Here is a 24,011-nt window from a genome sequence, read left to right as displayed (position 1 = left end):
CTTTATGGAGTACGCATTTGATGTTCAAGCCGTGCGAACGGCTGAACAGGAGCTTCTTAATGACTCTGTACCCTTGATGGAACAAGCAGCATTTGCGCTCGCGCAGTGCACGATTCGCGCAATTAAAGCCCGTGGCTTCCGGCTTCCAGGCTCATCGGTGCTGCTCTTGGTAGGTGCTGGCAATAATGGTGGCGACGCGCTCTACGCGGGAGTGACCTTGGCGGGGCGCGGATTGAAGGTCACCGCCGTCGTCGGGGATCGCGCGCATGACGACGGCGTTGCGGCAGCTCAGCGAGCAGGGGTGCGAATCGTCCGCAACCCTGACGAAACCGCAATGCGCAAGCTCGCACGCGCGAACGGTACATGGATTGACGGAATCTTGGGAATCGGAACCGTAGGGGCAGTGCGCGATCCTTATGCGTCCTGGATACGGATACTTTCCGAAGAAGCGGGAATATCGCCAGCAAAACCGCTGGTAGTGGCAGTCGATGTGCCCTCGGGAGTGAACGCTGATTCGGGAGAAAGTCCGCAGTGCGTGCTCCCGGCAGATCTTGTAGTGACGATGGGATGCCTCAAGCCTGGTTTACTTGAACCGCCAGCGGCATTTCTCGCAGGTGAGGTGGAAACCATTTCGCTCGGATTTGAATCTAAACTGTTTGGCGCGCATTGCGAGCCGGCTCGCTTGCGAGCGGTGGGAGACGCTGATGTGCGCGATCATTGGTTCGTGCCTGTGTCGTCTGACCACAAATATACGCGTGGAGTGCTGGGAGTTTTTACTGGTTCGGTAGAATACCCGGGCGCTGCGCTGCTCAGCGTGGGAGGTGCACGTACACTTGGCCTTGGCATGATCCGCTATTTGGGTGAGGTTCGATCGGTGGTGCCTCGTTATCCTGAGGTGGTAACAGTGGCAGGCCGCGTGCAAGCCTTATTGCTGGGATCGGGCGTTACACAATTGGACGGCGTGCGCGAGCTACTCGATCAAGTCCCTGCTCAGCTGCCGTTGGTTGTGGACGCCGGTGGGATAGATGTGCTGCACAGCGGCACTTTATCCGACGATTCCCAGCAACACCCCACGATTATCACTCCGCATGCTGGAGAGCTAGCTCAACTTCTCACAAAAGCTGGTGAGGAGGTTACTCGCGCTCAGGTTGAGGCGAAACCGCGGCATTTTGCCCAGCTGGCAGCCGGCAAATTTGGCGTATGTGTGGTACTCAAGGGGGCGATAACCCTCGTCGTGACCCCAGATGGAGATTGTTTTGCTCAAAGTGGTGCGCCGGCGTGGACTGGTACTGCAGGTGCAGGTGACGTACTCGCGGGAGTGATTGCCGGCGTCGTCACGATGTTTCAAGCGCAACGAGAGAAAGAGTACGACGACGCTGCCGCTCGTTGCGTGTTGAGCCACGAGGATCTTGCCTTAGCCGCGGCTATTGGAGTTCATCTGCATTTACGTGCAGCTCAGCGTGCCGCGCGAACGGGAACGGGAGGCGTGGGAAGAGGCATGGGAAGCGGGAACGAAGGATCAAAGTACCCGCCATTCTGGCGCGGTGATGCACGATTCGTTGCGAGACGTGAATTACACGACGAGCGCAGATTGGGTATTCCTATCACTGCAAGCGATATTATCGATTCATTGCCAGATGTTCTCGATGAAATTCTCAACTACGGGAGATGATATGAGCTTGAAAGACGCGTACAACGGAGAACCGCATTTTCCTTCGCGTGCGCTTATCTCGCGTAGTGCATTTGAGCATAACCTAAGCAAAGCGCGAGAGTTGGCCGGAGAAGCCCAGATCATGGCGGTGATCAAAGCTGATGCCTATGGTCATGGAGCCGAAAAGATTGGCGAATGGGCACTCGACGCTGGCGTGGAATGGCTCGCGGTTGCACAACTTGGCGAGGCTATTGCATTGCGCAAAGCCTTGCATGAGCGCGGGCGAATGCTCGCATTGATTGCCGAGCCTGGCGCGCCATTTTGGGAAGCCCTCGAATTAGGAATCGATCTTTCTGTTGGAGCTAGCTGGGCACTTGATGAAATTGCATTCGCTGCTAATGAATCAGGAATCCGTGCGCGGGTGCACATCGAGGTAGATACGGGTATGGCGCGCGGAGGTTTCTCTCTCGCAGAGTTGCCCGATATTATCCCGATGATAGCCGAATATGCGCAAAGCGGTTTGATCGAGACGGTGGGGCTGTGGTCGCATCTGGCACTTGCCGATGATTTACAGTCGCCTGAGACGCAACGTCAGACGGAAGATTTTGAGCGGGCATGTGAACTTTTTGCCGATGCCGGAATTGACATTGAATTTCACCACTTAGCCGCTTCGGGTGGTTTGCTCTGGCATCCGCGCACGCGCTTTTCGATGGTGCGCACAGGAATTATGCTCTACGGATTGAGCCCTGCACCCGAGATAGCCACCGCCGAAGAGATGGGCTTGGAGCCAGTGATGAGGCTAGAAGCGGATTTGGTATCGGTTCGCGACGTTCCCGCTGGCACTGGCGTGAGCTACGGACATACTGCTACCACGCAAGAACCTATGCGACTGGGAACTGTGCCACTGGGGTACGCCGATGGAATTCCGCGGCACGCGTCGAATAGCGTGGAAGTGGTGATCGGCGGGCAGCGCCACGGGTTGATTGGGCGAGTGTGCATGGATCAGTTCGTTGTGGCGGCACCAGGAGCAGTAGCAGGGGATACCGTTACGCTTTTTGGAGCATCTGCCAGCGGCTTTCCCACGGCCGACGATTGGGCACAACACTGCGACACAATTGGATACGAAATAGTATCTCGTTTGGGCACCCGGGTTCCGCGGTATTTCGTAGACTAAATACAGTTTCACTGAGGAGTAGTAGTGATGGACATTTCGATTCGAGTACCGCTCGTAACTGACATCCAAGCTGTTGGTGCCGCTTTAGGCCGACTTGCACAGCCTGGCGATATGGTGATGCTCAACGGCCCCCTTGGCGCAGGTAAGACGACGATGACCCAAGGTATCGCGCGAGGTCTTGGGGTGAAGGGTAAGGTATCGTCACCCACGTTCGTTATTGCGCAAATCCATCACGGTGCAACTATGGATTTGGTGCATGTGGACGCCTATCGATTGGGTTCAATCGAGGAGTTGGACGCACTGGATCTCGATACCTCGCTTGATGTTTCACTAACGGTTGTGGAATGGGGAGCTGGCAAGGTGGAAACGCTTTCCGGTGACAGACTTGAAATCACAATTGAGCGTCCCGAAGGTGCACAAGCTGGTTTGGATCCCGAGGATCTTTTTATGGATGCACCGAGGACGCTTTCCCTTCGCTCGTTTGGTGCGCGCGGCGATGAGTTTCTCAAGGATCTCGTAGCTGATGCCGACGTTGCCAAACTCATTACTGCAACAGAGCAAGCAGATGAAGCGGCAACCGATGGCGATGACGAGGTACTTTCCGATTCAGTTAAGGGCTTGTGATATGCGCAGGCGCCGTTTGTATGCTTCGGTTCTTGCCGTATTGACCAGTCCGATCCTCAGCTTCCTTGGTTCGGTGGGTTACGCTGAGCAAGCACAGGCGACGGCGCATGAGCAGGTGACGACGCAGGCGCACCTTGCGATTGACTCTGATGCAACGCGGTTGGGCGGAGCAAAGACGCATATGGAGCAAACAGCGACTTCCATTTTCGCTGATAGTGGCGATAGCGCGTATGTAGAAACGTGGTTCAACCAAAATGCACAGGCACTGATACTTGCTTCGGCTCCAGATGAATTTTCGAAAGCTACCGCTGCAGAAGTGGCTCAATATACGATTGGTAAACCGATTCGGGCAGCACAATTTGAAGCTAAAGGCACCAAGGTAGGAATTTCTGAATCGAATTTTTGGGTAACGCCGGTGCTTAGCCATACAAATGAGCCAGTGGGAGTGGTTGCTGCCAACTTCGCAGACGGAAAAGTAACAAAAGAGTCCGTTTATGGCGACGCCGACTTGGCGGTAGCTGTTGCAAGCTCTGATTCCACGCGCGCCGTCGTATATGATGAACTGCTCAACGCTTGGTTCATTGTGAAAGAGTCGGTGGTGACAGCCGTGGGCGCACCTGCGAAAAAGATTTTGCTCGGGGCAATACCGCTGGAAACGTTCCTCGTTCAACGTGACCGATTGATTGGCAGCGGTACGGAAATAGGAACCAGCCAAACGGCGTCGACGCCTACTGCTAGTGCCTCGAAAACGCAGAGTTTGTCTGCGCTACAGATCGTATTAATTGTGCTGTTCGTTGCGGCAGTTGTTACAGTATCTTTGATATGGTTACGCTGGGAACAAAGCGAACACGCAAATCGCAAGAGCGATGAGGAACAACGGATTCACCGCCCGGAAACTGGCAAGTGGAGCATCGTAGATCACACCAAAAAGCCTCGAAAAACGCGCTTTCGAGATTCGGGTGGAAAAATTTCGCTCTATCGCAAGGCGGATATCGAAAAATCAGGCACAAGTAGTGCTGGCACACCTGCCGACTCAACCATGAAAACCATTGAGGAAGACGAACACGATAATGAAGTACTTGACAATTGATGCCTCGCACCACGTGATCGTGGGTGTATGCGATGAAAACATGGGCGTTGTTGAGGAATTGAGTGCGTTGCGCTCGCCAGATTCGCGCCACCACGTCGAGCTACTCGCTCCGATGGTGCAAACAGCTTTGCAAGAGGCAGGCATCGAGAAGCCGGAGGCAATCGTCGTCGGAACCGGGCCTGCGGCCTTCACAGGCTTGCGTGCGGGGCTTGTAACTGCGCGTACATTGGCGCGAGCGTGGGATATTCCGCTTTATGGTGTTTCTTCAGCAGAAGTGATGGCGCTGGCAGGTTGCGATACCGGCTTGAATCTTGTTGAAGGTGTGATTGATGCGCGCCGCAAAGAGGTCTATGCTCTGCAAGCTCGTGCGATGGGGGCGGACGACGTCGAAATCCTCAAGGAGGTTCGGGTGCTCAAGCCTACCGATTTGGTACAGGAACTGGGCGAGGATCGTGCGATTGTGGCGTGTGCAGATGAAAACTTGTATGCAGATGTACTGCCAGAGCGGGTGACGGTGGATTGTGCGCCGTCGGTAATGGTGCGCTTGCTGTTGTCGCGAATTGCGAGAGCGGAAGCAGGCGAAAATATCACTTTTGACAGCGAACCGCAGTATTTGCGCCGGCCAGACGTGCATGGTGGAGCGCACGCGCAACCTGCACCGACCGAGAATCCCTATGGCGCTGCCGGAAAATAGCGAGATTTGCAAGATTCCTGCTGGGTGGGTGGAACGTTGTGCCAGTTTCGACCAGCAGAATTTTGGCCGTGATGCCTGGCCCGAGTGGGTGTGGCAGCAGGAGCTAAAGGCCACAGATCGTTCATATTTTGGCGTGGTGTGCGCACCGCAGCCGCATCAGAGTCAAGGAGCTTTGCTTGCGGTTGCAGGTATTTCACATGGTCCTGACGCCGAATTGCTCACTATCGGTGTAGACGTGAGGTATCGCCGTCGGGGGATTGCTCGTGAGCTGCTCGAATATATGCTCGCGATTCCACGCGCGCATGCCGCCGACCGGGTATTTCTTGAAGTGCGGAAGGCCGACGCCGGTGCCCAAGCGCTCTATGAAGCCTTCGGTTTCGAGGCGATTGCGGTGCGTAAGAAGTACTATTCGGACGACGACGCCGTCGTCATGCGGCTCGAATGTTGACTGTTTCCCGTGCGGATACGAAATACGCAAACAAAGTCTCACAAAAATAGCTGCCACATTCGTCGTCGTTTTAATTGGCTTGAGTATGCGGAATAAAGCGCATGGTTGAAAAATAACGTTCTTGAGTGAAGGCTGAATTGGCGAAAAATAAGCCTTTCTAGGTACTTACGCCCGATAATTTCATGCCGCATTCTGGTATTTTTTGGATTGTGGCTAACTCAACTGTAATTAACAATAGCGGCCGTAAGACGACCGTAGCGCTCAAAGTGCTCATGGCCGGTACAGGCCTGATCTTTGTCCTATTCTTGCTGTTCCATATGTACGGCAACCTCAAGATGTTGCTCGGAGCAGACGCTTTCAATCACTATGCACACTGGTTGCAGAATGACTTGCTTTATCCGGTTCTCCCGCACAAGGGTGCCGTATGGCTTATGCGCGCATTCTTGCTGCTTGCGATTCTCGGACATGCATACTCTGCGATCGCACTGTGGAGCCGTGCTAACAAGGCTCGCGGTGGCGCATACAAAGTGAGCACCGGAAAGAAGGTGCGCGCAGGGCAAACCTACACCGCACGCACGATGCGTTGGGGTGGAATCATCCTCGCAATCTTTATCGTGTTCCACTTGTTGCAATTCACCACGCTTCACCTTTCGGTTGGCGCAGAGAACTATGCAGCTATGGAGCCATACGACCGTGTGGTTGCCGGATTCTCGGTGCCTTGGCTGTGGGCTTTCTACTTGATCGCGATGGTTGCTGTGGCTATGCATGTGCGCCACGGTGTGTGGTCGGCATTGGCAACGCTTGGATTGTCGTCTCGCAAACGCGAGCGTGCATTCAAGATCACCGGCGATATTGTGGCATTCGCATTGATCGTTGGATTCATGACGCCGCCAACCATGATCCTGTTCGGACTCCTTTAAGAATAGGGATATAAGAAATGACTGAAACATTGATTAAGGGTCTATATCGTGAGGGCGAAGCTATTGTTGATGCTAAAGCCCCACAAGGTCCGCTTGAAAAGCGTTGGGAGCAGCGTAAATTTGACGCTCGCTTGGTGAACCCAGCGAACCGTCGTAAGCTCTCCGTCATCGTCGTCGGAACGGGACTTGCAGGTGGCGCAGGCGCCGCTTCCTTGGGCGAAATGGGATACAACGTCAAAGCGTTCTTCTACCAGGATTCCGCTCGTCGTGCGCATTCTATTGCCGCTCAGGGTGGTATCAACGCTGCGAAGAACTACAAGAACGACAACGACTCCACCTACCGCCTCTTCTACGACACCATCAAGGGTGGCGACTTCCGCGCCCGTGAATCCAACGTGTACCGTTTGGCTGAGGTTTCGGCAAATATTATCGATCAGTGCGTGGCGCAGGGTGTTCCTTTTGCTCGCGAATACGGCGGTCTGCTTGACAACCGTTCGTTCGGTGGTGTGCAGGTTTCCCGTACGTTCTACGCACGTGGTCAGACTGGTCAGCAGCTTCTTATTGGTGCATACCAGGCACTTATGCGTCAAGCAAAGGCTGGCACCGTTGAGCTGTTTAGCCGCCACGAAATGGTGGATCTGATCGTCATTGACGGCCGTGCTCGTGGCATCATTGCCCGCGACATGGTAACTGGCGAGGTAGAAACGCATATCGCGGACGCCGTCGTCATTGCCTCCGGTGGTTACGGAAACGTATTCTTCCTTTCCACGAACGCAATGGGATGTAACGGTTCTGCAGTGTGGCGTGCTCATCGCCGCGGCGCGTTCTTCGGTAACCCTTGCTACACGCAGATCCATCCAACCTGTATTCCACAGCATGGTAGCTCGCAGTCGAAGCTCACGCTGATGTCGGAATCGCTGCGTAACGATGGTCGAATTTGGGTTCCAAAGAAGGCTGAGGACACCAAGAAGGATCCGCGTGACATTCCTGAAGAGGATCGCGATTACTACTTGGAGCGCATCTACCCATCGTTCGGTAACCTCGTGCCACGCGATATTGCATCGCGTCAAGCAAAGAATATGTGTGATGAAGGTCGCGGCGTAGGTCCAGAGATCGACGGCGTTGCACGCGGCGTCTACCTCGACTTCGCTGAGCCAATTCAGCGCATGGGCAAGGCACAGGTGTCTGCGAAGTACGGCAACCTCTTCGACATGTATGAGCGTATTACCGGTGAAAACCCATACGAAGTGCCAATGCGTATCTACCCAGCAGTGCACTACACCATGGGTGGCTTGTGGGTTGATTACGATTTGCAGTCAACGATTCCTGGTCTGTTTGTTGCCGGTGAAGCTAACTTCTCGGATCATGGTGCGAACCGCTTGGGTGCTTCGGCGCTTATGCAGGGCTTGGCCGATGGCTACTTCGTTCTTCCTAATACGATCAACGATTACTTGGCAGATGGTCCATTCCCAGCAGTTGATGCTGAGAACACTGAGCTCAAGGCAATCCAGAAGGAGAATACCGATCGTATCGCTCACTTCATGTCGAACGACGGAAACCGTTCGGTCGATTCGTTCCACAAGGAATTGGGTCAGATCATGTGGGAGTACTGCGGCATGGAGCGTACCGAGGAAGGCTTGAAGAAGGCTATCGGTATGATTCGTGCGTTGCGCGAAGATTTCTGGAAGAACGTTCGTGTGACCGGTAAGGCCGATGAGCTCAACCAGGCATTGGAGAAGGCAGGTCGTGTTGCGGACTTCTTCGAACTCGGTGAGCTGATGTGTATCGACGCTCTTCACCGCGAAGAATCTTGTGGTGGACACTTCCGTGCAGAATCGCAGACGGAAGAAGGCGAAGCTCTCCGCCACGACGATAAGTTCGCTTACGTGGCGGCGTGGGAGTTTGCTGGCGACGGCGAAGCCCCAGTCCTACACAAGGAAGACCTCAACTACGAATTCGTCCATATGAAGCAGCGGAGCTACAAGTGAAAATTAACCTCGAATATTGGCGTCAGGCTGGCCCACAAGATAAGGGTCACTTCGAGACGCACACCATCCAGAATGTTGAAGAAGAGGCATCGTTCCTTGAGATGCTCGATCAGCTGAACGAAGAGCTGTTCGATGAGGGCAAGGAACCTGTTGCCTTCGATTCGGACTGCCGCGAAGGAATTTGTGGTCAGTGTGGAATCGTTATTAATGGCGATCCACACGGACCGGAAGTTACCACCACGTGTCAGCTTCACATGCGTCACTTCAAAGATGGCGACACCATTACCATCGAGCCGTGGCGTTCAACGGCATTCCCAGTGCTACGCGATCTTGTTGTGGATCGTTCGGCACTTGATCGTATCGTGCAAGCAGGTGGTTACATCTCCGTGAATACCGGAGCTGCTCCAGATGCACACGCTGCACCAATTCGCAAGGAAAATGCCGACAAGGCCTTTGAGGCCGCGGCATGTATTGGTTGTGGTGCTTGCGTGGCTGCTTGTCCGAATGGTTCGGCAATGCTGTTCACTTCCGCTAAGGTAGTTCACCTCGGTCTTTTGCCACAGGGTCAGCCTGAGCGTAAAGAGCGTGTTGTAAATATGCTCTCTCAGCATGATGCTGAAGGATTTGGCGGTTGTACAAATACTGGAGCTTGCGCTTCGGCTTGCCCGAAAGAAGTTCCGCTTGAGTTCATCTCGATTCTCAACCGTGATCTGATTAAAGCCATGTGATATTAGCGTGCTCGAAAGGGAGCGCAGGTCGATGACCTGCGCTCCCTTTTGTTTTGCGATGGAGGTAGTGGGAGCGGTTTGTGGGATGGGGTGGGTTTTAGGGGATAAGGGCGAAAGGCTGGCTTAAAGGCCAAAGGCTTTTATTCAAATAGATAATCTGTAACCTGGTCAGGTTTTCGACGGCGATTAACAGACTGAGGCAAGCGTAGTGATATGTGAGGCAGAGCTAATATTTTACGTGGAAAACGTAGTACCAAGAAGGTAATGTTTAATTGATTATTCAAATGACTCGGAAGAGATTTTTATGCGTACTTACCCTTCTCTTAGTGACGAACCGAAAAAGGCGAGCTTGGTTCATTTTTTGAGTGGTAAATATGGTTTCCGTAAAGCTAACGGTAGAAAATACGGCGTTTTAGGGTTGTGTTTCGCAATAATTATTGGAATGTTTTCTGGTGCAGCACTGCCTGCTTTTGCTGCCGGCGGTCAGATGAGCGTGTCTATCACCCCGCAACAAAGCACTTTTAAGCCTGGTGAGACGGTTAAATACGTAGTTTCATACACCTGTAGTGTGGCGAGCTGTGATAATTCGCAGATTAGTTTTCAAGTTGCCGGGCAAAAAGGAGAAACTCTCTCTGAACTTATAACATCTGCCAAGATTAATACATCATACGTTAATACTTCGATAATGAATTGGAATGCTGGCAATTTAGCTGCGGGTACAACGGGTTCTTTTGTGGTGGAGCTGACCACTACTAATGGTGGATATGGAAACGGTGAAACTCTCACTCTGAGTGCCACAATGTCTGCCACGGGTAGCACTAATGCTACAACTAACGCTAACGTGACTGCTCAAGCTACTGATCAGGCGAAGATCAATTTAGCCTATTCGCCAGCTAATCTAGCCGTTGGCAACACCGGCAAATATGCCTTTAATATGGTGGTGGGCAACAGCGTGGGTGCGCTGTACCTGTATGATTCGCAATTCGTCGTCGATATTCCAGCCGGTGCAGTATTGCCTTTCATAGAAAACAATTGGAATGGAACTCCAGTATGGACCCCAGGCGCAGATGGAACAGGCGGAACGTTAACATGCCCGCTTCCTGCGAGACCAGGGCTTTCAGGGATGTATGGATATAGTCCCAGTAATTTTGCGTGGTGCACGGCGGACATTACTTTTCCAAAAGATCGTTTTACAGCCGGGCAAACAGTGCAGATTCCGGGTCGCTGGGTTGGAAATATTGAGGATTGGACCTCTGGTTCGCAAGTGCGCACCCAGGTGACGAAAACTGCCACTTTTAGCACTACGTTGTCAGGTACAGTGCCGAATCAAACCTCGCAGGATACGAATGTACATGCGAGCTCTGGAACGAAATGTATGCAACCTGAACAAGGTTATACTGGATCAATCGGTTTTGATACTTACGGTGCGGATGTCACAAAGGCTGTGTTTAAGATTTCTCAGCCTACGGGTGGAAGTTGGACACTCACAAATGTAGTCACACCGTTTAAAACCAATCTTGATCTCGTTATTGAGTATCGCTACGTGGGGGACACGACCACGCGTACGAAACATATCGCGCCAAATACTGATTCAGGTGCATGGCCCGATTCTGGTGGTGTACTAGATTGGGTGCAAGTCACTGCAACTGGTCTCATTGTAGGCGGAGGCATTACTTCTCCACTCGATGATCTGCAGATTCAGTATAGTGGCAAGTTCCCTCTTGGTACGACGCCGGGCGCGAGCACAACCCTCCAGCGCTCGTTAGAACTGACCTACGGTGACGGCACCGTACTTGCCACAACCATTCCTAATAATGAAACTATTTCACTGTGTGAATCATGGCGTGGGCGTCTCACAATTATGTCGGGTCAATCGTATAACGAGAGTATGGTCGGCATGCCCTTTAGTCACTCACTTACGGTATCTCAAGAGTCGTACACCGCTTCATTGGCGCCTCATGTTTCGTTTATTTTGCCGACAAATTTGGCATTTGATCCTAAATCGGTGGCCTTCGTTTCTGGTACAGCGGGGATTCCTAGTGTTGCGCCGTTGTCGATCACGAGTAAAGCTGTATCGGGCGGTACACAATGGGATATTGATTGGAGCAATATCGTAATGCCGCCGTTGGTTGATACGAAGACTCCGATAAATTTCAAATTTTCCTATAATGTGATACCCACTGCTCCAACAACAGCATCTAATATCCCGTATCAGGCCTTGTTGTGGCAAAACACGACTGTTCCACTACAGTCGCAGCCTTTTCCTGGAATGTATGCAAACGACACCTATAATGTGGATTCTAATGCAGCAACAACAGCGCTACCCTGGAGCTCAGGGGCATTGACCTATGTTCCTCTTACTCAGGTGACGACTAATTTGTTGACTGATCCTGCCGGTGTTGCGATGCGTGACGCTCAGGTTGAGCCTGGTTCTACGTATGCGCAGGATTTGTTGTTGAGTAATTCGTCTGCTGTGGATTATAAGGATGCGGTGTTGTATGCGGTGCTTCCGTATGTGGGGGATCATGGTTTGCTTGCCTCGAATGAATCGTTGGCGCATGGTTCGCAGTGGACGCCGGTGTTCGCGGGAGTTTCGAGTGTTCCTGCTGGGTATACGGTAGAGTATTCTACTTCTTCTAATCCGTGCCGGCCTGAGGTTTATGCGTCGGTTGCTGGGTGTGTGGATGATTGGACGTCGACGGCACCTGCTGATCTTTCTACGGTTAAGGCGCTGCGTTTTAAGGCTGGTGCTACGGTGCTGTCTGTTGGGAAGTCTGTGTCGTTCCAGTGGAAGCTCACTGCACCTGCCAATGCAACTGGCACGGCGTATGCGTCGGTTGCTCGTTCGAGTGTGCCTGTTGGTTCGAGTGCTTATGAAATTACTGAGACTGCTTTGACATCGGCCACGGTGATGCCTTCTGCGATTGATGTGACGTCGTCGTTTGTGTTGAATGATAAAGACGGCGATGGGAAAGGTGACGCGGGCGAAACTGTTACGTGGAATTACGTTGTGAAAAACACTGGTGGTGCTACGCTCAACAATATCGTGATCAACGGACGTGCGGTCACCTGCACCCCAACTACCTTGGCGGGTGGAGCACAAGCTACGTGTAGTACAACGTCGACGATTAGCCAGGCGGATGTGGATGCGCAGAGCTATTTGGATGCGGTGACGGCCTCGGGGATCAATAACGCGTCGCAGAAGGTGACGTCGGTGCAGCGCACGCTTAGCGTGCCGTTGGCTTCGGGTATTGGTCTTAAGCTGGATAAGCAAGCGGTGCTGTCCAAGGACGCCAATGGTAATGGTCTTGCTGATGTTAATGATGTGGTGACGTATTCGTTTGCGGTGACGAATACGGGAGACCAGACAGTCAACAACCTCAAGCTTGACGATAAAATGCTCACCGATCTAGGTTTGACTCTCACCTGCCCGGCGTCGGTGGCGCCTGGAGCGAGTGTGAATTGTACGAGCGTGGATATGATAGTGTCCGCGCCGCAGGTTGATACTCTTGCCACGATTAACAATTCGGCGAGTGTTTCGGGTGTGACTGGTTTGAATGCGGATGTGACGTCTAATGTTTCGACGACGAACACCGCAACGAACCAAGCAGCAGGTATTGCTGCGAATAATGCGTCGCTGGTTTTAGTCAATGATGCTGATGGTGACGGTGTTATTGATCTTGGCGATACAGTCAAAGCTGTGATCACAGTGGTGAACACGGGCGGTGTCACGTTGAATACGGTAGGGGTCGCGTCAACGAACGCGTCGCTACCGATGACATGTGTCAAGACATCTCTTGGAGCAGGTGACACTACGACGTGTGAGTCGGGCGTGTATGCGGCGTCGCAGGCCGATATTGATTCAGGAAAGATTACTACCACGCTTAATCCCACGGGTATTAGCCCAGCAAGTACGAAGCTGAGCGCTGGTGATTTCCCGGTTTCCCTCGCCACGTCTCAAGTTAGTGGCTTGGTGCTCGTTAAGACAGCCAAGCTCACGGGCGATGTGAATAGTAATGGTGCTGGCGATCCTGGCGATACGGTAACTTACTCGTTCAAGGTAACGAATACGGGTGATGTGACGGTATCGAGTCCAGTTATTGCCGATCAGAATCTGGCAGATCGTGGCATTACGGTGACGTGCCCTGCCACGATAGGTGCTAAGACCAGCGTAGATTGTGATCCGGTTGATATGAAGCTCACGCAAGCTGATATAGACGCTGGTGCGACGCTCGTTAATACGGCGACGGCGTCGGGGAAGAATCCAGACGGTACGGCGGTGACGAGCCTATCCCATCAGGCCACCACAGGTCTGAGCCAGATCGTGCAGATCACAGGTACAACGGTGCTTAAACTTGTTGATGATGTCGATGGTGATGGGCTTGCTGATGCCGGTGATAGCGTGCAGCTGATCATGACTGTAATCAATACTGGTGCGGTCAGTGTTGATGCGCTCACGGCTAGCGCGGGAAGTAGCTACACAATGACTTGCACTCCGAGCAAGATTGGTGCTGGACAATCCGCGGTGTGTTCCTCTCAGCCAGTTAGCGTTACCCAAGCTGATGTTGATGCAGGTACCGTTCAAGGAGCTGTGGAAACAACGGGCGTGGGCGTGAACAAAGTTAACGTCACCACGGGCAAACAAACTGCTTCGTTACCTACCGATTCTCGCGCTGAGTTATCGCTGAGTGGGAAAGTACGGCTCGACGATGTGAACGGAAATCAGCTAGCTGATGAGGGCGAAACGGTTACGTTCGTCTATACGGTGACTAATACTGGTACGCGCTCAGTCGCTTCTTTGACGGGCGTTCTCAATCCGAGCGTCAATGGATCTGGTCTAGTTGCAGGTAATGTTGATCGAGTGATCAGCTGTGATGCGGCGGCGCTCGAACCGGGTAAGAGCGCTGTATGTATCGAGGAAGTTACTGTGACGAAAGCCGATATCGCCAACGGAAAAGTGCGTTCGGCGATGCTTGCTCGGGCAACTCCCAGTGGCAATATCGCGGTACAAACTACGCCAGTGATCCTCGAACAAGAAACCACAAAACCAGTCGCAGTGCCACCGGCAGAAGCGCCAGCGCCAACGCCAGTGTTGGACGTGGTTGAATCAGTTCTCGCTAAAACTGGATCGACCTCAATAGCATTGCTCCTGACGGCACTCATGCTGCTAGGCGCAGGCGTGCTAGTTCGTAGAAAACAAGCATAAGTTTACAAAACCAAGCGTTTATAACGAGCACTTATCCTTTATAACAAGGCTGACCGACAGGGTAGCCGCGTACATAGCGTGGTTACCCTGTCGGTCAGCCTTTGTTGTAAGCCGGTTAGGGGCGGTCGGTTGGGTTCACTCCTCGAACCGACTATAGGTGCGGCGATATTCCAAATCCCAATGCGCTAAAACTCCTGAACAATGGCATAAAATAATTTTTCTCTTGACGTGACGTGGATCATGCAACTACACTTCCCATTAGGAAATCGATTTCCTGAACTGATGGAGGTTCAGTGGTCGGTTTTTAGAATCTCTACAAAACATGGAGTCGATGATGACGAACGTGGCAATACGCGACATAGCAAATCGGGCAGGTGTATCACCCGCCACGGTATCGCGCGTGCTCAACAGATCGAAGCCAGTAGCTGACGAACTGCGTCGTCGTGTAGAAAAAGCAATCGAGGAGCTTGACTATCAGCCTTCTCGAGTGGCACGAAACTTGCGACGCTCGCGCACCGATACGATTGGCTTCGTCGTCGACTCTATCCAAAACCCTTTCTTCCCAACCTTGATCGAGCAGGCTACTGAAGTTGCTCAGCGCCACAACTTCGCAGTGAATGTGACCATCTCCCACACGCCGCTCAAAGCGGCTTACGACCTGTTCCGAGCGCCGATGGTTGATGGTGTATTGCTCGTCGGCGGGCAGCCGGAATTGGACATGCAAGCCTCGCTCAACTCAACGCGGAAGATGCCAATCGTGGCAATCGATCGTGAGGTCGACGGCGTCGCACTGCCACGATTCTCGGCCACCAATGAGCGCGGTGCATTCGAAGTAGTGCAGCATGTGCTCGGTGCCTTGCATACCGCGCCAAAGAAGTTCGTGCATATCCAAGGCCCACAGGACTTGTCGATTACCGAGCAGCGTCAGCGTGGTGTTATTGCCGCTTGCCAAGAAGCACAAGTTCCTTTGGAAGCGCTGTTGAATATCGCAGGCGACTTTACTGCGCAATCTGGTTACGACGTCGTCGCCGAACTTTTCGCAGGAGAGAAAAACCACTGGCCGCAAGCGATTTTCGCTGATAACGACCTCATGGCGATTGGTGCGATCAAAGCTGCGAAACAAGCGGGTGCCCTGGTAGGCACCGATGTGCTCATCGCTGGATTCGACGGTCTTGAACTGGGCGAATGGATTTCTCCCACACTCACGAGCTATCGCCAGCCCATCCGTGAAATCACTGCTGCTGCGGTTGAATGCCTCATTGAGCTCATCGAATCTAACGGCGCAGCAAAGTCCACTGAAGGTTTCGAGTTCGCGGGCGAACTTGTTATTCGAGATTCCACAGGAGGAACACAATGACGGAACCTGTATTAGTGCTCGATCACGTTACGAAGCGTTTTGGCCCGGTAACGGTTATCGACGACGTCACGGTGCCGGTGCGTCCGGGGCAGGTACAAGTTCTCCTCGGTGAGAACGGAGCCGGAAAGTCCACGCTTATCAAGATGATGTCGGGTATTTATCAGCCCGACGGCGGTCGAATCCTGATCGATGGACGCGAAGTTTCGTTGCCAAGCACGAAAGCGGCGGAATCCTTTGGCATCGCAACTATTCACCAAGAACTGAATCTGGCTCCGAACCTTTCGGTGGCGGAAAATATTATGTTGGGACGAACTCCAAGCAAAATGGGGTTATTTGACAAGCGTGAGACTTTCCGGAGAGCCCGCGAAGCGCTCGATATCATTGGCTTGGACGTGGATCTTTCCACGCCGGTTCATCGGCTCGGCGTGGCCAAACAGCAGCTGGTTGAGATTGCCAAGGCATTGAGTCAAAACGCGCGCATCCTCATCTTAGATGAGCCAACAGCGACGCTCACAAAACCTGAAATTGCCCAGCTATTCGCGGTGATGAATGATCTGCGTGCTAAGGGCGTGGCAATGGTGTTCATTTCCCATCACCTCGACGAGATCGCCGAAATAGGCGATACCGTAACAGTGTTGCGCGATGGGCAGTTCATCGAAGAAGTTCCAGCTAAGACACCTGAAAATCAACTTGTTCAGCTCATGGTGGGACGCTCGATCGACCAACAGTTCCCGCGTCAGAAATCTGAGTTGGGCGAGACTTTGCTCGAAGTGAAAGGTCTGACGCGCGAAGGCGTATTTGAAGATGTCACTTTCAGTGTTCGAGCTGGGGAAGTAGTTGGCATCGCAGGGCTTGTTGGTGCAGGAAGAACAGAAGTCGTTCGTTCCATCGCTGGCGCTGATCCTTATGACGCCGGCACAGTGACCGTACGTGGAAAAGCCATTCCACGTTTCAACGTGGCAGCCGGCATTGCGGCTGGTCTTGGGCATGTGCCAGAAGATCGCAAGGTACAGGGGCTGGTACTCGATGCTTCTGTGAATGAAAACTTGGGATACGCCACGCTAAAAAGCACTGCGAAAATGGGGCTTGCGGATCGACGCGGGCAACGACGTCGTGCCACAAGTGTTGCGGAGAAACTCCGCGTGCGTATGGCATCGGTGGATCAGAAAATACGCAATCTTTCGGGCGGAAATCAGCAGAAAGTCGTGTTTGGGCGCTGGATGCTGGCAAATTCCCACGTGTTGCTACTCGACGAGCCGACCCGCGGTGTTGACGTTGGTGCGAAAGTCGAGATTTACCAGCTCATCAATGAAGTAACGGCTCGTGGCGGTGCCGTGCTGATGGTGTCATCCGAACTACCAGAGGTCTTGGGAATGAGTGATCGCATCTTGGTGATGAGCCGAGGGCGGATCGCTGGCGAACTTGATGCGGCGCAAGCCACCCAAGATGCAGTGATGACTCTGGCGGTGCGCAATGTGACTTCCGCGGTGCATACCCACGACGTGCCAACAGATGGCAGTGCTACGACAAACAATGAACCCCAAGGCAAACAAGCTTTTCATGAAGGAGAACTCTGATGACATCAGCTACTGAGACAACCCCGGCGGCAAAGAAGTCGCTGAGCGCTCCACGCCATTCGAAAATAGGGCATTTCTTGGCAGAAAATGGCGCACTTGTAGGCCTCGTGGTGCTGTGCATCGCGCTGTTTATTGCTACGCCCAACTTCCTCACCACGCAGAATCTGCTCAACGTGGGAATCCAATCCGCGACCACCGCAATTTTGGCATTCGGCATGACTTTCGTGATCGTCACTGCTGGTATTGACCTCGCAGTGGGATCAATTGCTGCCTTGGGTGCGATGGTGAGCGCATATATGTTTACCAATATTGGTTTGCCGGGCTTCGTGACTTTGCTTATCGGGCTGCTTGTGGGGCTTTTAGCAGGCGTTATTTCGGGTATTGGCGTCGCATACGGCAAACTCCCTGCATTTATTGCCACGTTGGCGATGATGTCCGTGGCTCGCGGCTTGACGCTGGTGCTCTCAGATGGCCGCCCGATTCCAACGGCTCCAGAGGTGAATTTCCTCGGTTCGTATATCGGCCCGGTGCCTGTGCCTGTGATTATGCTGGCTGTGGCAGGCGTGGTGTGCTGGTTTATTCTCAGCCGCACTGTGTTGGGACGCTCGATGTATGCCGTTGGTGGAAACCTTGAGGCGGCGCGTTTATCTGGTCTACCGGTAAAGCGTACTTTGGTATCGGTTTATGCACTTTCGGGATTATTTGCCGGATTTGCAGGACTGTTGATCGCGGGTCGACTCTCCTCTGCACAACCTGGCGCCGCCACCGGCTATGAAATGGACGCGATTGCCGCCGTCGTTATTGGTGGTGCTTCGCTCGCAGGTGGTTCCGGAAAAGCCTCGGGCACGCTCGTGGGTGCCTTGCTCTTGGCCGTTATTCGCAACGGCCTCAATATCCTCAATGTCAATTCTTTCTGGCAGCAAGTAGTGATCGGTTGTGTTATCGCGGTTGCGGTAGGAATCGATGTGCTACGCCGGAAAAACGATTAAGAAAACCACAACTGAAATCAGTTGTAAAACAAGAAAGGAAACTCCGATGAAGAAGTTCCGTAAGGTTGCAGCTATTTTCGCTGCGAGCGCGTTAGCAGTTACGAGCCTGAGCGCATGTAACCGCGATTCATCTGCCGACGGCGGTAAGTCCGGTGGCGAGAAGAAGAAAGTTGTGCTGTTGGTTTCGACCCTCTCCAACCCATTCTTCGTCCAACTCCGTGACGGTGCTCAGAAAGAAGCGGATGCAGCCGGCGTCGAACTCCAAGTTCAGGATGCTCGTGACGACGCAGCAACCCAAACCAACCAGATCGACAACGCAATCGCTACTGGCGCGAACCTCGTGATTATCAATCCGGTGGATTCCGATGCTGCTGCACCTGGCGTGAAGAAGCTCAATGAAGCCAAGATTCCAGTGATTGCAGTGGATCGTGGCGTGACAGGTGCCCAGCTCACCTCTTTCGTCTCTTCCGATAACGTTGCAGGTGGCAAGCAAGCTGCTGAGTCGTTGGCTAAGGCAATTGGCGAAAACGGTGAAGTGCTCGTGCTCCAAGGTGTGCCGGGTTCGTCTGCCTCTCGTGACCGTGGCAAGGGCTTTGAGCAGGGAATTGCTGCGTTCAAAGGTATCAAAGTTGCGGCCAAGCAAACCGCTGAGTTTGATCGCGCGAAGGGCTTGGACGTAACCAACAACCTTCTCCAAGCAAATCCAAACATCAAGGGAATTTTTGCTGAAAACGACGAGATGGCACTGGGTGCAATCGAGGCATTGGGACAGAACCCTAAGGGTATCAAGGTAGTTGGTTTCGACGGTACGAAGGATGGACTTGCAGCTATCAAGGCTGATCGCATGGTTGCAACGATTGCACAGCAACCAGAACAGCTTGGTAAGCTTGCTATCCAGCAAGCAAAGAAAGCACTCGATGGTGGCAAGGTAGAAGCTGAAGTTCCAGTTTCAGTTGTGACCGTGACCAAGGAAAACGTGGGCGAAGTCAAGTGACAAACAAGATTGTAGTGGTGGGGTCTATCAATGCGGATCTGATGATTCGCGTTGATAGGCATCCACTGCCAGGCGAAACATTGCATGGTCGGGGCGGCAATATCGCCCCAGGTGGAAAAGGTGCCAATCAAGCGGTTGCAGCGGCAGCCCTAGGCGCGGACGTGGCGATGATAGGGGCCGTAGGGCAGGATGCCAATGCGGCGCCTGCGTTGCAGTTCCTCAAAGAGTCCGGCGTTGATCTTGCGGGCGTACGTGAGGTAGACGACGTGACTGGACTCGCCGTCGTCGCCGTTGATAACGCTGGTGAGAACAACATCATCGTGATCAGCGGAGCCAATGCCTACATGACCAATGAGCTGGTGGAAGAAAGTGCTGATCTCATTAGCGCTGCTTCCATCGTGGTACTGCAAGGTGAAATTCCGCGGACGGGATTTGAAACTGCAGCACGGCTCGCTCAGCATCGCCTGATTATCAATCTTGCTCCAGTTGTTGAGGTAGATCATGACCTTCTACTCAAGGCCGATCCGCTCGTGATCAATGAGCACGAGGGAGCCCTCGTATTAGATCAGCTCGGAGTGCCAATCACAGAATCGTCCTCTCCTTTCGATATTGTGACGGCGCTTCGAGCACAGGGCTTCGCTTCGGTGGTGATGACGCTCGGGGCGCAGGGTGCTCTCGTTGCGCGCGACGACGCTGTGGTTGAGGTCGCGTCGCCCCGGGTAGATGTCGTGGATACCACCGGCGCTGGCGATGCCTTTGTGGGTGGTCTTGCTTACCGCTTGGCAGCTGGGGATTCGCTTGAAGAAGCTGCTCGGTTTGCAGTGCGAGTTGGGGCGTTTGCATGCACAGGGCATGGCGCGCAGACGTCGTATGCACGCTCAGTCGAACAACTTCCCGAAGTTCAGGAGGCATAGGTGAAAAAGGACGGGATCCTCAATCCTGATTTGAACAGAGCCATCGCACGGCTCGGGCACATGGATACATTCGTGGTAGCCGATTGTGGATTGCCTATTCCGCAGCATGTTGAGGTGATTGACCTCGCCTTGGTATTTGGCATACCGCGGTTTACGCAGGTTCTTGATGCGGTACTCAAAGAAGTGGTGATTGAGGGTGTGACCTTGGCTCATGAGGTCAACGGCACGGTTGCGCAAACATGGGTTGAAGACCGAGTTGGCAATTGTGCTGGCACTATTGAATATGTGTCACACGAGGATCTAAAGCGGCAGGTTGAGCAGGCCTCATTTGTTATTAGGACTGGTGAAACAACCCCGTACGCTAACGTGATTTTCCACTGCGGTGTGCCCTTTTAGATAGGCAGATATTCAACCTCAACCTTTGTGGTTCTCTTGCTCTAGGTGAGCTAGTTTTGTGGGGATCGCGTTTTGCAATCGCACGTTGCAGACGCGATCCCCACAAAACAACTAATTAACGCTCGCTGATTCGAGTTGATATGACGGCCCGGTGTTTCCCAAGCAGGGGAGTGGCAATAATCGTTGCTGCATGTGGCTGTTTTGGATCAAGCTTGAGCTTTTTGCGTAGCTCTTCGGGCAGTATATCGGTGCCGCGTTTCTTAATTTCCACCCGCCCAATTCCTTTTTCAGCTAATGTTTTGCGCAATACTTTGGGATTGAGATCGCACACGCACTCCACTTTGAAAGTGGACACAAAGGGGCTAAGAATTTCATCATCGCCCGTGAGATAAGCGATGCGGGAAGAAACGGGTGAAATCTTGTGCTGATCTGCCAGCGCCATGATTGATCCAGACCGGATAATAGCGGGATCAGGCTCAAAAATGTAGTCTCCAAGTTCCTTAGGTTCCAACTCGATAGCTGGCAAACGAGGATCGGAACTGCCTGAATCGAATACGTGTGAGCGCCCGTCTTTCAAAATCAGAGCGCTTCTACCTGCCTGTGGTGCCGCATCTCCGAGCCAAACTACCGCTTCAACTAAGTCGCCATCAACACTGATCCACTGCACATGGGATTTGCGGGGGAGTACCGTGTAGTCAATTCCAGGAGCTATCTTTATTCCGGCACTCGCAAACTCTGCTGCCATTGCAATGGCGCTGCTCAGTGCTGGATACCATTGTTCAGGGTCTTTGATGCGTTTTCCGCCTTGGCGGCGAGCAGGATCTACCCACAGAGCATCTGTGCCAAGCGATGCTAAATCAAGAGAGTTCCCGTCGGCATGAATAACACGTGCGCCAGGAAAATAGCGTAGGTTTGCGCTGGCAGCCGCCGCGGCGTCGTCATCCATTTCGACGGCGGTGACGTTGAGATTCAACCCTGCGAAAGCAATCGAATCCGCGCCAATACCGCATCCAAAATCGAGCACGTGCTGCGACTGAGCTTCTTCACGGAAACGTTGGGCGTGGAAAGCCGCCACATTGAGGCGGGTGGCTTGTTCAAGACCAGCAGGCGTGAAGTACAAACCTGAGGAAAAATCACCGAATTTAGCCTGTGCTTTCGCGCGCAGTCGCGACTGGGTGAGCGCTTCGGAGATGAGGTGTGGCTCGTGGCCAGCCTTGCGAAGTTGCTCGGTGAGTCCAAAAATACTTGTCTCTGAGTAGGGTGGTAGAGATTCGAGGAGTTCGGCGCCGCGCCCGCTCAGTAGATCTTTAATGCTCACAATATAAGTCTCTCATAGATGGGGCACACTGTTTCGCTCTAGAAGCGTTACCGTGTTTCGTTCGCAGATAGCGAGTTTCTACACCCGTATTAGCACTCAAATTGACCGAGTGCTAGAAGAAGCATAATCTTTATTATGTATGTAGCAAATGCTACTCCCTGGATTGGGCTCGACCCCCGCGACGGCGGGTCCACTAGGTTCGTTAACAAAGGTACGAGTTTAGAAAAGGGGGAACCGCATGTCGGTCTCCATCAAGCCCCTCGAGGATCGCATTGTCATCCAGCAGGTTGAGGCAGAAGAAACAACCGCTTCCGGTCTTGTTCTTCCTGGCAGCGCTCAGGAAAAGCCACAAGAAGGCACTGTTGTTTCGGTAGGACCAGGTCGTATTGACGACAACGGTAACCGCGTTCCGCTTGACGTTAAAGTTGGCGACGTTGTTATCTACTCCCGTTACGGCGGAACCGAAGTCAAGTACGGCGCTGATGAGTACATCATTCTCTCTGCACGCGATATTCTCGCAATTGTAGAGCGCTGAGCATAGATTTAATTGGTTGAGGGGCGGCATATGCCGCCCCTCAACCATATCTACCGCTATATGAGCCGTAAGATATTAGTTTGTCTTGTTAATCGCGAGAGCTATCGTCCGATTAGTATAGCGTCGTCCAAATCGAGGCTCGGTGCTTTTCCGGTGTCAAAATCTTGTTGCACGTGTTGTGTGAGCACGCCTGCTTCCACATTCCAACCTGTCTGATTTGGATGCATATAGCTAGACATAGAGAAATTGCTCAGCGGCGGAACTATCCATGAGTTACTTTGGTCGGCAAAAATGTACGGGTTCAAGCCGTGACCTAAAAATGCCTTCTTCACATCTACGAAGTGGAACCGTTGTGAATCGGTTGAAGCGTTCATTGCCTCGAGAGCAGCGGTTTCAACGCCGTCGTACTCCTTTTGAAGAGATCGAAGCTCGTTACCAACGTTGTACCAACCAGCTGGTCCTTCTGGCAGTGTGTAGAAATCAGTGTTGAGTAGATCGGGATAGTTGAGTAGATAGACGTGTGCGTGGCCGTGTGAGCGCTCGTCAATCGCTTGCAGAACTTTCTGTAGCAACGCTGGTCCAGTTGTGGTAGCAACGTTTCTGCCTGCATCTAGCCGTGTCTTACACGTATTTGCGTTGCGCATTACGAAGCAGTGCAAAACGATGCCTACGAAATTTGCATCATTGCCTCCGATAGTAAGGAAGACGGCGTCTGTATCAGGCGTTACTGCTTTTATCTGCACATCGTTGTATAGGTGGCACTCAAGGGTTGCAGTGAACAGATTACCTGCCGGTGCTGGAGCTACCATTCGGTATTCCCAAAAACCGTTGTCGAGCGGAACGGGTCCACAGAGGTTCTCCGCCTTGACACGATTTAGCCACTCGGCTGCCTGATCTGGATATGCGCTGGTGGGGATGTTGTATCCGCGCGTTACGAACGAGATTTTTCCCAAGTGCTGAGGTGTGTCGATCAGATTTGCACCCACAGCGTTGCCACACGCAACGTTTCGGTAAGACGCCGCAAGGGTGCTCGCCGTTTTGTTGCCGTAGTTTTCGAGTGAGCGATGGCAATTTAACTCATAGTAGCTGTTTGCGCCATTTCCAGAGGAGTAGGAATCTCCGAGCTGAACGAAGTTGAGTTTCTGTGGATTTGTGGGGGAGTCATCTCCCTGTGCGGTAAGCGGACTAGTTGCCACTGCAAACAGGGAAAAGGCCGCAATGATTGCGAGGAAGTTCCGCCGTTTTTTCACGAAGAGCACCTTTCTGTGAAGCGCGCTAGGTAAACGCTATAATGAGAACAATGGAGTGTTCTTGTTAAGTACTCTACGCTATGGAGGTTAACAAAACGAAAAGCCTGAGCAATTCACGTATGAAGAAAAAACTTCGTACAAGAAAACTGCTCAGGCTG

General features: G+C 52.8%; 19 protein-coding genes. 17 read left to right on the top strand and 2 right to left on the bottom strand.

Features of this window, described 5'->3' with window-relative positions; all coding sequences use genetic code 11:
* Window positions 1-4 precede the first annotated feature (4 nt).
* The 16 genes from EZJ44_RS05215 (at window position 5) to rbsD (ending at window position 20,750) form a co-directional block, all read left to right on the top strand.
* Entirely contained in the window at window positions 5-1,672 is a 1,668-nt protein-coding gene (locus tag EZJ44_RS05215; RefSeq protein ID WP_131280952.1) for a bifunctional ADP-dependent NAD(P)H-hydrate dehydratase/NAD(P)H-hydrate epimerase, read from the top strand.
* Between the two features lies 1 nt (window position 1,673).
* A complete protein-coding gene (alr, locus tag EZJ44_RS05210; RefSeq protein ID WP_131280950.1) occupies window positions 1,674-2,825 on the top strand; it encodes an alanine racemase in 1,152 nt (383 codons plus the stop codon).
* A 27-nt stretch (window positions 2,826-2,852) separates the two neighbouring features.
* Window positions 2,853-3,449, top strand: a complete 597-nt coding sequence (gene tsaE / locus EZJ44_RS05205; RefSeq protein ID WP_131280947.1) for a tRNA (adenosine(37)-N6)-threonylcarbamoyltransferase complex ATPase subunit type 1 TsaE — start codon at window positions 2,853-2,855, stop codon at window positions 3,447-3,449.
* A 1-nt stretch (window position 3,450) separates the two neighbouring features.
* Window positions 3,451-4,539, top strand: a complete 1,089-nt coding sequence (locus tag EZJ44_RS05200; RefSeq protein WP_131280944.1) for a hypothetical protein — start codon at window positions 3,451-3,453, stop codon at window positions 4,537-4,539.
* Entirely contained in the window at window positions 4,520-5,233 is a 714-nt protein-coding gene (tsaB, locus tag EZJ44_RS05195) for a tRNA (adenosine(37)-N6)-threonylcarbamoyltransferase complex dimerization subunit type 1 TsaB (protein ID WP_131280941.1), read from the top strand. Before EZJ44_RS05200 ends, tsaB begins: the two co-directional genes overlap by 20 nt.
* Complete coding sequence (locus tag EZJ44_RS05190) at window positions 5,214-5,681, top strand: GNAT family N-acetyltransferase (protein WP_165496121.1); 468 nt, start codon at window positions 5,214-5,216, stop codon at window positions 5,679-5,681. The genes tsaB and EZJ44_RS05190 overlap by 20 nt, the downstream gene beginning before the upstream one ends.
* Before the next feature lie 209 nt (window positions 5,682-5,890).
* Window positions 5,891-6,601, top strand: a complete 711-nt coding sequence (locus EZJ44_RS05185; RefSeq protein WP_131280935.1) for a succinate dehydrogenase cytochrome b subunit — start codon at window positions 5,891-5,893, stop codon at window positions 6,599-6,601.
* A gap of 17 nt (window positions 6,602-6,618) precedes the next feature.
* Window positions 6,619-8,589: a fumarate reductase/succinate dehydrogenase flavoprotein subunit gene (locus EZJ44_RS05180; RefSeq protein WP_131280933.1), complete on the top strand. Its 1,971-nt coding sequence runs from the start codon at window positions 6,619-6,621 to the stop codon at window positions 8,587-8,589.
* Window positions 8,586-9,317 carry a succinate dehydrogenase/fumarate reductase iron-sulfur subunit gene (locus EZJ44_RS05175; RefSeq protein ID WP_131280930.1) on the top strand — a complete coding sequence of 244 codons (732 nt, stop codon included), beginning with the start codon at window positions 8,586-8,588 and terminating at the stop codon, window positions 9,315-9,317. The genes EZJ44_RS05180 and EZJ44_RS05175 overlap by 4 nt, the downstream gene beginning before the upstream one ends.
* A 442-nt stretch (window positions 9,318-9,759) precedes the next feature.
* Window positions 9,760-14,523 (top strand): DUF7507 domain-containing protein, encoded by a 4,764-nt coding sequence (locus tag EZJ44_RS05170; protein ID WP_165496120.1) that lies wholly within the window; start codon window positions 9,760-9,762, stop codon window positions 14,521-14,523.
* Between the two features lie 334 nt (window positions 14,524-14,857).
* The gene (locus tag EZJ44_RS05165) at window positions 14,858-15,880 is read left to right on the top strand and encodes a LacI family DNA-binding transcriptional regulator (protein WP_165496119.1); all 1,023 of its coding nucleotides are present in this window, start codon (window positions 14,858-14,860) and stop codon (window positions 15,878-15,880) included.
* Window positions 15,877-17,457: a sugar ABC transporter ATP-binding protein gene (locus tag EZJ44_RS05160; RefSeq protein WP_131280924.1), complete on the top strand. Its 1,581-nt coding sequence runs from the start codon at window positions 15,877-15,879 to the stop codon at window positions 17,455-17,457. The genes EZJ44_RS05165 and EZJ44_RS05160 overlap by 4 nt, the downstream gene beginning before the upstream one ends.
* Window positions 17,457-18,446, top strand: a complete 990-nt coding sequence (locus tag EZJ44_RS05155) for an ABC transporter permease (RefSeq protein ID WP_131280922.1) — start codon at window positions 17,457-17,459, stop codon at window positions 18,444-18,446. Before EZJ44_RS05160 ends, EZJ44_RS05155 begins: the two co-directional genes overlap by 1 nt.
* Before the next feature lie 46 nt (window positions 18,447-18,492).
* On the top strand, window positions 18,493-19,440 hold the full coding sequence (locus tag EZJ44_RS05150; RefSeq protein ID WP_131280920.1) for a D-ribose ABC transporter substrate-binding protein: 948 nt from the start codon (window positions 18,493-18,495) through the stop codon (window positions 19,438-19,440).
* The gene (locus EZJ44_RS05145) at window positions 19,437-20,354 is read left to right on the top strand and encodes a ribokinase (RefSeq protein WP_131280918.1); all 918 of its coding nucleotides are present in this window, start codon (window positions 19,437-19,439) and stop codon (window positions 20,352-20,354) included. The genes EZJ44_RS05150 and EZJ44_RS05145 overlap by 4 nt, the downstream gene beginning before the upstream one ends.
* Window positions 20,355-20,750 (top strand): D-ribose pyranase, encoded by a 396-nt coding sequence (gene rbsD / locus EZJ44_RS05140; RefSeq protein WP_131280916.1) that lies wholly within the window; start codon window positions 20,355-20,357, stop codon window positions 20,748-20,750.
* Window positions 20,751-20,865: 115 nt separating this feature from the next.
* On the opposite strand, the gene EZJ44_RS05130 is transcribed toward rbsD, so the two are convergent.
* The gene (locus tag EZJ44_RS05130; RefSeq protein WP_165496118.1) at window positions 20,866-22,068 is read right to left on the bottom strand and encodes a class I SAM-dependent methyltransferase; all 1,203 of its coding nucleotides are present in this window, start codon (window positions 22,066-22,068) and stop codon (window positions 20,866-20,868) included.
* A 238-nt stretch (window positions 22,069-22,306) separates the two neighbouring features.
* On the opposite strand from EZJ44_RS05130, the gene groES reads away from it, so the two are divergent.
* Window positions 22,307-22,603 carry a co-chaperone GroES gene (gene groES, locus EZJ44_RS05125; protein ID WP_131280912.1) on the top strand — a complete coding sequence of 99 codons (297 nt, stop codon included), beginning with the start codon at window positions 22,307-22,309 and terminating at the stop codon, window positions 22,601-22,603.
* A gap of 101 nt (window positions 22,604-22,704) precedes the next feature.
* Here groES and EZJ44_RS05120 read toward each other — a convergent pair whose 3' ends face one another.
* Entirely contained in the window at window positions 22,705-23,853 is a 1,149-nt protein-coding gene (locus EZJ44_RS05120) for an SGNH/GDSL hydrolase family protein (RefSeq protein WP_165496117.1), read from the bottom strand.
* Window positions 23,854-24,011: the final 158 nt, after the last annotated feature.

It is taken from the genome of Arcanobacterium bovis (assembly GCF_004331995.1).
Taxonomy (GTDB): Bacteria; Actinomycetota; Actinomycetes; order Actinomycetales; family Actinomycetaceae; genus Arcanobacterium_A; species Arcanobacterium_A bovis.
Note: the sequence above shows the minus strand (reverse complement) of the source record. Positions and strands in the feature narration are given on the sequence as shown.